The organism is Candidatus Hydrogenedentota bacterium (genome assembly GCA_012523015.1).
In the GTDB taxonomy this organism is placed as follows: Bacteria; Hydrogenedentota; Hydrogenedentia; order Hydrogenedentales; family CAITNO01; genus JAAYBJ01.
The window spans coordinates 1-10,420 of record JAAYJI010000080.1 but is presented as its reverse complement, the minus strand read 5'-3'; the positions used below and the strand labels follow the sequence as shown (position 1 = coordinate 10,420).

Sequence of the window (10,420 nt, the reverse complement as noted above, 5' to 3'; positions counted from 1 at the left end):
ACATTATCGCCGGGATTCCAACGTCGTTCGACAAAGGCCTGCCAATCCGGCGAATCTTCACCATACGCAATGGTAGGGATGGAATCCGTGTTGATTAAGTCTAGGTAAGGAAGAGCATCGTTTTTAAAGGGATAAAAGCCGTTTTCGGGAATGGTGGAACCCACAGAACCCACAGAATCCACAGAAGCGAAATATCCGTCAGCTAGGCTGTAGTAATAGATGCTTCTGTCATTGAGCAAGGGGCGGATCCATCGTTCTCTATATTGGGTGGTGTAATCGTTATTTTTATTAGAGATCGCGAAAATTGGCAGCGCCGTTCCTTCGTAGGAACCATGTCCATAAAAGCGCGGCAAGCCTACCGACTCGGGCGCCAAAAAGCCGCGGAATCCGGTCCAATATCCGTCGGGATGCCACAGCGGCGTTCCCAAGCGTCCTTCATCGACCCCTTCGCTGCGAAGGGGATTGCCGTGACGCAAGTAATAACCCGTGTTAATATTAAAAATCTCATTGCCCCGTTCATCCAAAGCATAATTAAGATTATTGTCGATCATGTCTTTGTCGAGCGCGCCCGGCACATAGTGCATAAGGGGCTCAAAGATTTCTTCTTTATCTGTTTCGGCGTAGTGGGGATTCAGAAAGCGAACGATGCCGCCTTCAGGATCTTTGATCACATAGGCCCCGTCGCCGTCGTTGTCGATACCGTCTTGCTCGGGGTAATTGGGCAGGATACCGCCGCGCAGCACGAGCCGTGCAAGCCGTACGAGTCCTTCTTCTCCTTCTATGTTCTCCATACGTATATTGACCAGATCGCTTCCAACAGGGTCATATTGTTCCCACGTAAGAGGCGGGGAAAAGCGTGCGTTTTCCGCCCATAACCTTTCGTTTTCCAAGCGGACAATCCTGGTTCCCGCCGGAATGTTTAATCCGGCCGGGGGGGTCTCCCCGTAGTTATGGCTTTTTACTTCGCTTAAATAGCGGTCAGAATCCAGCACGTCCAACTGGGCAAGACTTATATCATTCGGATCGTAATTTCGCACAAAATTTGCCGACGAAAGTCCATCCCCGTCATTATCGATATACTCGTACCCATCGCGACGATCAAAAACGCTTCCTGTCAGGTCTGTGAGCGGTGCAAAAACAGAATCGTTAGATACATCCGCCATAGGCGGCACGGTGATCGAAGGATCATTATTCGCCAATAATCCCATTTTATTGGTTGCAAGCAAGTTTCCACTGCCCTCTTCTCCAAAAGCAAGAAGAATAAAACCGCCCGGCGCTACCGTGGTGTTCGCGGGTATTTTCCAAACGCTCTTGTACGGATCTTGAATGGAGGAGTTTTGCTCAACGCCCATAGGTGCAGGTATGCCGACCTCCAACCGCCAACCGCTAACATCCACCACTTCCTCCGAAATATTGGCAAGCTCCACATACTCGTGATCAGGTTCTTGACTGAAATCAAAGAAGTTTATGGCGAGTCGTGGCGGTACTAAAGCGCTGAACAATTTACTTTCTATCAGCACCTGTTTCAGACGATTGCTAAAATCTTCTCCTTTTGTACCCGCTTGGCTAAGAAGCATTTGATGAACCCGTTCGAAGACATAGAGATATTCAACAAGGGTTTTGGGTTGAGGCAAAGGCTCGATTTCAGCGGGAAGCGCGTTGTTAGCGGTTACTTCATTTATCGCTTCATCCAGCCAATCATCCAAGGCGCTTACGAAGAGTCCCCGTGGTGTTGGCGACATTCGCACAGCCACAGAAAGGCGATATCCGATGAAGTTACCGGGGTTGTCCGGGTCAGGGTCAGGCGTGGGCGGCGGAGGCACAACAACCGTATAGGTTCTCGACGATGGTTCGACACCGTCGGGAATGTCATCGCGGAAATAATCAGGAGTGATTTGGAACAACAATTCATATTGGACAAGCTCGCGCAATAAGGACACGATTCCGGGATCCGGCAGAGCATCAGGATCAGTAACTGCAAGCTCCTCAAAGTACGTTTTTAATTGCTGCAGAGAAACAAGGGGGCCCGTATATTCAAGGGGGAGGCCGACAACTTGATCGAACCACCCCTTTATACTAGGCAACGCTGACTCCCAATCATCCACTTGAGACCAACCTGTATCTTCCGCCAACTCCTCCCAGTAGGAGAACATGGGGAGGGTCTGATTAAATCGATGGTAGATATCTTCAATATTCAACTCCGTGTTGGGCAAGAACACCCATCCCGGCGCTGCTGCGGAACCATAGTCGCGCGCTTCCGTGGTGGCGATGTACTCGGGCTTATCGACATTTTGAAAAAGGAAATTAACGGCGTCGACGGCGTTGTAAACCAATGGATCGTAGAGTGAACGTACATCTCCTACAATCGTATCCCCTCCTCCAACAATCTCTTCGTTTTCATTTTTGAAAATTGCTCTGTATTTGATCGCATATTGCAGTACATCCGGATCAGCTACGGTCATGTTGCCATACTGATCGGTCACGTTCATGGTCAAATAATAACGACCTGCCGGCAAACCATTTGGCGGATCAAGATGATTTGCTTCTTGGAATGGGGAAGCGAAATCAAACTCCATAATTTCCAGTGCGGGAGAAACGGACTCCCCGAAAAGCGCTTGACGCAAGAGTTCCAGATCTTCCGAATTGGTAAAGACGGAATCCAACACACTATCAGAATCTAGATCAAACGAAGTATTCGAAGCTTCAAAAACCCATGCCGTACGATCGCCAAGCAACGGTTGATCTTTGTAAAAAGAACGTAAGGACCATTTGTTTTGGTCGACATCAAAAGGAAAATGGCTCATATCAAAGACAGGCATCCCCACGTAGGGCGCGGGATCAAGATTGACATTATAGCCGCTGGGTCCGAGATTGGTTTCAAAGCTATTTTGCATTTCCAAAGGCAGCATTTCGGCTTCAACCCTGCGCACGGGGCGTACCATAAGTTCATTGATCCGTATGGCATCCATAGACGCTGTGGCATATTCAAAATTGCGGTCTTCTCCGGTAATATCTTTCCACCACGGATCCCAAGCCGTTAGACGCACCGTATCTTCGGTTAGACCGAGATTGGTAAACAGATACTCCTGAACAGCGCTTACAGGCATCAGCTCATCCAAACGCTTTCTTTCCCGTTCATTAAGCAGTTCCGGCGGCAGGTTGCGGCCGGCAAGATTCACCTCGTTCTTTGCTTGAAGGATACCTTCCGTGACCAGCTTTCTTCTTCCAAAACTGGTATCTCTTGCGGCAACCGCTTCCACAGATAGACGCAAGCTTTGCAATACCGGGTCAGCAGGAAAGCGCAGTCCCGGATTAAAGCGGCCATTACCTGCCACATCGCGGCCTTCACCCATAATATCCCCGACAAATGCCGTGTCGAACTGACGCAAGCCTTCCGCAAAAGCACGGTATACATTGCTGGGCATAGGAATGCTATCCAAAATATTGGTGGTATTTGCTTTGGCAAAGAGGGTGATGGCGAGTTGCTGGGGCGTCGCGTAATTGGGATCAATCTCAAGGAAGAGTTGTTGGAGTTGTGTGCCTTGCACAGAATAACTGTTTCGCCGCTCGCTATTAACCGTAACGAGGTTTTGTAAGAAATTCCAACGTCCTTGACCAAAGTCTTCTATACGCTGTAAATATTCCTTGCGCAAAAAAAGTCGGTCGCTGTACTGGTCAGCGAAGATATTGTGCAGCGGATTATACATCCGCAGTTCCTCGGGCTCATCAATCCCTTGGAATCGGCCTATACGTAAAAAGCTGTTTCTAACACTGGCCAATTCCCGCGCCCATAAGGGATTATCGGTTGCTTCCGGACGGGGCGGATTGTTGAAGAGCGTGTCCAATGAGTTGACATTGTCAAAACGAAGCGTAATATAATCGGCGATTTTTTTATTTTTCACGTATGGAGGCACGTACCAATCACCCATCGTCCAGCCGTCGCCGGTGATATCTCGCTTTTGCAATGACGCGAGTAATGCATTTCCATCATCGTCTATCAAACCGTAGCCAGGCATTCTTCCGTCTATTTGGAAATCCGAATTATTCGCGCCGTTATAGGCCGGTCCGTCAAATCCCGTTCGATAATGCCACATTTTCGGTGAACGAGCAACACCGAAAATAGGGATCAGCCGTGTTTCATATTCAAAAGGACTCCAACCTTCACTGTTGCTGCGTCTTAAGACGCCATCTTTGCCCTCGGCGTAGGCGCCGTGGGCGTTCAAATTCGCTTTGGATGCTTCGTCGGTGATGTGGATCGCATATCGGCCTACGATTTCGGAAACAGGCTCGCCGGAACAAGAAAGCCGCAGATTATGGATATCTACACGTTTGGGAAGAGGCACTGTGTTCAAAAAATATTGGCGTACCTGATTGTAAGACACGCTATTGGTATTGCCGTTTTGGAAGGTACAATAAAACTGCAAATCCTGTGCGCGGCCGATTGGCAGAATGGCATCCAAATTGATGTTGTGCATTCCGTTATTCTTTTCAGCGCCCACATAAGCATAGGAACGGAAATTATTGACTATCAAATCGTAGTCGTTATCAATGGAATCCACATTGTTCAGGGTAACGGGTACGCGCCCATAATTAAAGCTTCCGTCTGAATTCACCCCGAGCGTCACCGGAACATGCAAAGTATCGGGCAGCCGTACGAACAAAGGTCCCTTCCGCCCGTCAGCGTCATTCTCCACATACCAATCTTCTTCATTGAAGACGCCGTCCCCATTAATATCAACTTGGGTGAAGAGACCGGGCAGCGGTATGGTGAGGACTAAACGCCCCCCATCAGGAACAGGATATTCATCTCTCCATCGTCCTTCCACATTGTTCCAAGCAAGCCCGCTTAGTTCGTGTATCGTTTCGGCATTTTCTGCGATCATATCAAGGGGAAGCCCGCCGCTGAAATATACGAAGGGGGCAGACTCAAAAGCAGGCACATAGTCGCCGGTCGTTTCGTCGCGCACAATGGGATCAATCTGACCGTCAAGGTCATTGTCGATTCCGTCTCCGCAATGATTGATTTCTCTTGCCATAGGCATCCAGATAGCATCGCGCATCCCGTCGCCGTTACTATCCACGTCAGCCCATTGATTGACAACCTCTTGCGGGAGCAGCCCATCCACGGTAGGCGCGGAACTATCCTTCTTCATAAAAGCAGGGGTAACAAAGGGATAATAATTTGGATTATTTTTATTTTCTAGGAGTGTTTTTTCGTTGAGGAAGTGGAAACGTTCCGGTCGTCCCTCTAACTCCAGGGCGATGTTCAAATCATTTAAGTGCAGCACGGTACCGGTGTTATTGATAAGCTGTATCTCTTCGGGCGACGTGAAAAGCAAGATATCATCGCCTTGCCATCGCGGCACGTGCAGCCACGATTCTGTACGCGGACCACGGAACAAGGGTTCCACATGCCAATCACGTTTGAACTGGACATAGAGCATTCCGTCTCGTAACAGATTAGGATCACGCAGCACGAGTTCTACGGGCGCTAGATTAACGGCTATACTGCGCTTCCCCTCACTGCCCGGTATGGGATAGTTCGCCCAATTTTTTCCTATGACGGAAGCACCGTTGAACCAAGAACGCCAGCCATGATCAAGGCTGAGCGCATCAGGATGTACTTCCAAATCACGATTAAGACGATACTGCGCTTGCGCTATAGCGCCGTCCAGTAAATGTTCCGACCGTGTCCGTTGATGGGTCTGGTTCGCCATATAGGTTTCAAAACGAACAATTAGAATAAAGGTGATCGCTAATGAAAGCAATACCAATAAGATAGCAAGGGAAATGATCAAGGCAGCACCGGATTGATGATGCTCATGACGCTGTTTTCTACGCGCAAAAAGAAGATGCGTCCCTTGTCTGGCTTGACCCGGTAGAATATGTTTTTGCATAGTCCTCTTCTTCATTGCTGATGTTGACCTCCGGCACTACACAGCAACACTGACAAGCACATTTCTTGCCAGCGATTTCTACGCCTTTTTGTCAACAATATCCCCGAAGGGATACCTAATACTATAGGATTATACCCTAATTTTGCCACTAAATGTAAGGTCGAATAGAAGAATTGCTACTTTTGATACAAAAGCTTTTTTTTCTGTTTCGCCTGAAAATGATCTTATTTTTTCCCTAGAGGCGGAGGAAAGTGTTGCAACAAATAAGCCAAAGCCTCCTCTTTCGTTTTAAATTTTCCTTCCACCAACTCATTTTCGACCTGACTCAAAAGCTCTCTGAAATGATTCCCGGGCGCGTATCCCTGTTGTATCAGATCATGACCGTTGATGATCAACGCCTGCTTGTCCTGCATCGCCCGAAGCTCTTCGACATGCTTTTTTATGTCGCTGATCAGGGACGTATCTTTATTACTTGCCAGCGCATCAATTCGTCCCAATTCCAAAAGCTCTTCAAAACCCGGGTCGGCCATGTATCGAAGTTGTTTGGCAGGACGCATCTTCATGAAATCTTTCAAACGCATGTGGTTTTTGACCAACCACACAATCGCATTTCTCTTTCGGTTGGAAATGCGTAAGCCCTTGCATATCCTGTCCGCCATCCGGCTTCCCTCATGTTCATGACGGGTAAAGCGGATACGATCTTCAATCGTTTGAGTAACGGGCTTACCCACGTCATGCAACAGTGCGGCCATTGCCAAGGTAAAAGATACCCCTTCTGGTAATTGTTCGAGTGCGAGGAGGGTATGTTGAAAAACGTCGCCTTCTGGGTGGAACTGAGGCGGTTGTTCGACCCCTTTCATGGCGTTTATTTCAGGGAAGAGTTCGCGGAGAAGTCCCGTGTTATCCAATAATTCCAGAGCGGGGCGCGCTCGGCCGCTCACCAAAATTTAGTTCATTTCTTCGCAAATACGTTCGCTGCTTATCCCATGAATTTGCGGCGCCATGTCCTGTATCGCGCTCAGACACGCTTCATCCATGCTAAAGTCCAAGGATGCACTGAAACGTACTGCACGCAGCATGCGCAACCGGTCTTCGGCAAAACGCTGCCGAGCCTCGCCCACAGTGCGCACGATACCCTTTTTCAAATCCTGTTGGCCCCCAACATAATCAATAATTTTTTCTGATTCGGGATCCATAAATAAAGCGTTAATCGTGAAGTCCCGGCGCAAGGCATCTTCTTTTGCATCGACAAACTGAACGGAAAGAGGACGACGCCCATCTTCATACACGCCGTCACAGCGGAAGGTGGCAACTTCGTACGGAATCTTGTTTTCAATTACCATGATAACGCCGAAGGCGGCGCCTATTGCGACGGAACGTGGAAATAAGGATGCCACTTCTTCGGGTCTGGCATTGGTAGCAATATCAATGTCCCCCGCTTTGCGGCCCAGCAAGCAGTCGCGCACATAGCCGCCGGCAAACAACGCCTCAAAGCCTGATTTGCGCAGGACGGCACATATTTTCAACGCTCCCTTTTTTTGCTTGTCTGTACGACTCATGTGTACTCTTTTTGTCCTGTATCCGGTTAAAGGCTGTATCTGCTATTTCAGCCTATAGAAAGACCCACTTTCATTGTCAACGCCCAAAGAGTCGCCAACGTCACTATTACAAGGGCTAGTATATAAAAACTTCGCTGCCCCTTAACAAAGCCCGTTACTCCGAGGAGTACGCTAAGCAATAAGAGCGACCCGGCGAAAATCGGCCCACTGTTCCAAGGATACAGGAGAAGACTTCCAAGAACTGTCACCGACACCGCTCCGGTGCAACTCAGACTGTTTTTCAGTCCCCGGCTTATGGACAGGCGCGCAACTAGCCACGCTTCCCAAATTAGAAATAAGATCAGAAAAATGAGTAGGGCAGGCAGGTAAAAAGGATCTGAATAGGCGGGCGCTTGAATTTTGAGAAAGAACCACAGGAACAGCAAAGGCATGCTCAGAGAAGCGCCTTGTCCCCATGTCGATAGTCCGGGCAGTGTGCACCGTCTCCCGCCGAGAAAGACAATACCTGCAAATCCCAGTATTCCGACGGCGGCTGCGAAAGCCATAAAAGAAATTGACCACAACGACCAGGCAGCCGGTATGAATAGCGGAAGATACAGGAGCATGGCAAAGAGCTTTTCTGAAGGCAGTGCCTTGCCTCTGCTTTGCTTTGCTAATAAATGGTCGCCGAGCACAGCAAGGATCAAAGCGGCGCTCGAAAGGAACAAGAAAGTCGCCCTGTCAGGGAGCGGAGCCGCTTCAAAAGCCGTGGGGATGAGATAGGGACATGCATAATAACAAAGATATCCCGCCATCAAGGGTACAAGCCCGATCAAAGCCAATCGTCCATCGACAAGCACCATGGCCGCCCCAATAAAAAAATAGGCTTGCAATCCCAGTAAGACCGGAAATGATTCGTTGTCATTACGCCCCCAAAGGGTGTGCAGCATCAATAACAAGGCGACTGCAAAAAAATAGGATGCCGCCTGCAGCTGATGCTGCTGTTGCAGGGCGAACCAACGGTACGGGTCATTCTCGGAACCTTGATGGCGATCCCAATAATGATGCAGTCGGCCAAGAATTATAAAAACGAGTATTACGATGAGCAAGAAAAGCTGAGCGGGCGCAAGAAAGAGCGCCGACTCCGCTCCGGTCCATTGTTGCTTATCGGTTAAAAAGGTGGCTGTAGTCACCGCAATAATAAGCCCGTATTCGGTCAGGTAAAAGGCGCGGCTTCCATGATAGGCGCCGAGACGGGCGGGTAAAAAACAAAGGAGCGATGCGGCGACCCAATTGTATCCCGGCGGCAATATGAACACAATACAGACGGCAAAGGCAAGCGTCACTTGCCCCAGGTAAATTCTTGCCAGCCCTTGTAAATGTTCATAACGGCGGGCAATCTTGCTGGTATAAATTCCGGAAATTAATAAGATTAACGATCCCAGCCAAGGCACTTCCGGTATGAGCAGTGTCAACGTTAAGGCAAAACCAAGGGCATTGACGGCAATGAAAGGCAGTCCCTTCATTTTCCAACGTGCCGTATATTGCAAAGAGAGAAACATAGAAACGGCGTAAATAATTACGAGGCTCGGCGTTAATACAACAAAGGCAAAGCTGCTTTGACGCGCTGCATCTCCCCCAAAAAAGGCGAAAATACTGTAGAGTAGAATGAGCAAAAAACTTGGCAAAAATGAGGCGGGGCGGTCTAAACGCCATAAGAACAGCCACGTGACTGCGAACACCGCAGCAAGGGCGAGAGCGAAGGATTGATGAACGGGAAGCAATTTAGGAAATAAGCGCATTGCCAAGTACAGCAAGGATAGAGCGAGTGCCAAGGCGGGCATAGAGGCTTTGGCGCGCCGCAGCGACACGGCCGTCAAGATCAGCAGCACAACACAGAGCCCGGGACCAAGCCAAGATCCTTCCGCTATACCGTTGAGCGCCAAATAAATACTGCTTGTGAGCAACAGCAGGATACCCATGCTTTGTACGGTTGAAGCAGTAATTACTTCGCCTCGTGACAAGCCGTAACCGGTCAAAAAGAAAACCAAACCAGCTGCGAAAAGAATTATAAAGCGGATTGATACCCCCAAGGGTAACCTATCAGTCAAATATATGGCTGCAAAAAATAGCAACAGAAAGAACAAGCCCGTTATTTGTCGGAACACGCCTTCTTTCGGATACTGCCGTGTCATTTCGAGATCGCTAAGCGGCGAAAGCCCTTGTGTATCACCGTTAGCGATCGGGTTGCTGTTGTTGGGCGTATTGCTCACAAAGGTAAACGTTGTCCTTATTGGAAGTTCACAGGCATGGTTACTATTTTGCCAAGGATTTTAATAGGTCACATCCCTTTTGGATGGTTTCATCAGGGGCGGCAAAAGAAATACGGAAACAATCAGGCTTATCGGAAAAGACACTTCCCGGTATGATCAACACATTGTTTTCGATGGCTCGTTTCACAAAGAGATCACCATCACAGTTGGGCGCTTGCGGGAAAATATAAAACGCGCCGCCCGGTTTTGTGCAAGGGAAGATATCTTTGAGATTGTTGTATACGAGATCGCGTTTGCGCCGATAGCGATCGACTTTTTCCGTCATGTCCGCGCTTAACGCAAGTACGGCAGCTTTCTGTGCGAAGGAGGGCGCGCAAACGAACGAATATTGCTGCAAGGTGTTCATGGCTTGGATGATTGATTCAGGACCGGCGGCATAGCCTAAACGCCAGCCGGTCATCGCCATGTTTTTAGAAAAGCCATTGAGCACAAGAACTTGGTCTGTTCTGCCTGCCATCGTGGCAGGCGGGCTGTCATAGGCGAGGGATTCGTAAATCTCATCACTGATCACCAACAACTGATGTTTTTTCGCGCAATCGGCAAGAGCCTGCATTTCCTGCGTGTCCATGACCACGCCCGTGGGATTGGAGGGGCTGTTTACGATAAGCATTTTTGTTCGGGGCGTAATCGCCGCTTCGACACGGGCCGGTGT

5 protein-coding genes are annotated in these 10,420 nt (G+C 49.0%); all 5 read right to left on the bottom strand.

Going from position 1 to position 10,420, the window contains the following annotated elements; all coding sequences use genetic code 11:
- Positions 1-5,897 (bottom strand): lamin tail domain-containing protein (locus GX117_03550; GenBank protein NLO32420.1); only part of this gene is annotated, 5,897 nt, incomplete at its 3' end.
- Between the two features lie 224 nt (positions 5,898-6,121).
- Positions 6,122-6,841 carry an HD domain-containing protein gene (locus GX117_03545; GenBank protein ID NLO32419.1) on the bottom strand — a complete coding sequence of 240 codons (720 nt, stop codon included), beginning with the start codon at positions 6,839-6,841 and terminating at the stop codon, positions 6,122-6,124.
- Positions 6,842-6,844: 3 nt separating this feature from the next.
- Positions 6,845-7,456: a hypothetical protein gene (locus GX117_03540; GenBank protein ID NLO32418.1), complete on the bottom strand. Its 612-nt coding sequence runs from the start codon at positions 7,454-7,456 to the stop codon at positions 6,845-6,847.
- A gap of 47 nt (positions 7,457-7,503) precedes the next feature.
- Positions 7,504-9,708, bottom strand: a complete 2,205-nt coding sequence (locus GX117_03535) for a hypothetical protein (GenBank protein ID NLO32417.1) — start codon at positions 9,706-9,708, stop codon at positions 7,504-7,506.
- Between the two features lie 43 nt (positions 9,709-9,751).
- Positions 9,752-10,420: aminotransferase class I/II-fold pyridoxal phosphate-dependent enzyme (locus GX117_03530; protein ID NLO32416.1), on the bottom strand; the 669-nt coding region annotated here is incomplete at its 5' end.